Genomic DNA, 981 nt, shown 5'->3' with positions numbered 1-981 from the left:
GTTTAACAATAGAAGATCAAACTGTAGATAATAGCAGACTTATTACAGCTGTTAACTCATAATAAAGAAATATAGTACACTTAAAAACTAATCAACAGTAATAATTATTTACTTTCAACGCATTGTTTTGCCTTTCTGACATCTCATTTTCTTTTTTAAAAGCCTCTAACGTTTTTGCAAGGATTTTAAATCCTTTGAAAATCTTCTAAACTGATTTCAACCGTTTTAGAGTGTATGAGGCCTCTTTTTTCTTTCACAGATATCTCTTCTTCCTGATTTCTTACAGGTTCAGTTCGGTATCATATGACACATATTCTATTTTTTTATATTAAGCTTTTTCTATACATATAAGAGATTCAGCCGAGATACATGTAAAAATAGGTCATAGAAATACATTTTTTACCGAATGTTATTTTTCGGGGGATGGGCAAAAACAACCAACAAGGCGTAAATTTTATTCTATCTATGAAAAAATAGAGCAAAAAGGCGATGCCTGTTACAATCGGTATCGCCTTTTTTAACGCTCCATCCCTCTATCTCTTTTTGTTTTTGGCTGTCTCGTTTGTTTTAACTGCTCTGATTTGCGTTGTAAGCCCTCTAGAGAGAATTCTCTACCTTTCCTTAGTATTTTATTTAGAAATACCTTTAAACGTTCTATAAAGGTTTCTAGACGCTTCTGAGGGATTGTCTTTGCCTTTTTATTCTCTTCCAAGATAGAAAGCCATTGCTCGCCTTCTTTTTGGTTCTTCGGTTCATGTCCATTTTCTAGATTAAACAGGACTAAACGTCCTTTCTTTTCTAGTTCACTAATTTTTATATCTCTGTTTGTATCTTGCAAGATACTTTTATATACAATAGCCTCTGTTCGATGTTTTTTTAGCTTATCTACTTCTTTTTCCAGTAAACCGAATTGAAGTTCAGCATTATCTGCCTTTCGATCAGCCTCGTAATACTTTTCTTCCAATTCCTCAATTTTTTCGG

The 981-nt window shown here is 32.8% G+C and carries 1 protein-coding gene; it reads right to left on the bottom strand.

Going from position 1 to position 981, the window contains the following annotated elements; genetic code table 11:
- Window positions 1–517: 517 nt before the first annotated feature.
- The coding region (locus FE392_RS22510) for a hypothetical protein (RefSeq protein ID WP_319931910.1) at window positions 518–981 on the bottom strand (464 nt) is incomplete at its 5' end.

The sequence above is a fragment of the Xenorhabdus santafensis genome (genome assembly GCF_033949405.1).
Lineage (GTDB): Bacteria > Pseudomonadota > Gammaproteobacteria > Enterobacterales > Enterobacteriaceae > Xenorhabdus > Xenorhabdus santafensis.
This window is presented reverse-complemented; position numbering and strand designations above follow the sequence as displayed.